General features: G+C 55.6%; 1 protein-coding gene. It reads right to left on the reverse strand.

The window, feature by feature from the left end; genetic code table 11:
• Positions 1–259 (reverse strand): SDR family oxidoreductase (locus SB659_RS19910; protein ID WP_410551667.1); only part of this gene is annotated, 259 nt, incomplete at both ends.

The following is a 259-nucleotide window of genomic DNA, read 5'->3' on the forward strand; positions in this document are numbered from 1 at the left end:
CGGATTTCTGCTTGACGAATGCCGGCAGGACTGCCGCGACACCGTTCAGAACCCCCTTGACGTTGACGTCGACCATTTGATGCCAGTCGTCGGTCTTAAGTGCGGAGAGCGGTGAATTCGGCATGAGGCCGGCATTCAGGAAAATGACGTCAACGCGACCGAATTCATCCTTGGCGAGTTTGACGATGCTGTCGTTTTCCAGTTGCTTGGTCACGTCCAGCTCTTGGTAGACCGCTTGGCCACCGCTTTGCTTGATCTC

The organism is Arthrobacter sp. SIMBA_036, assembly GCF_046535135.1.
GTDB lineage: Bacteria > Actinomycetota > Actinomycetes > Actinomycetales > Micrococcaceae > Arthrobacter.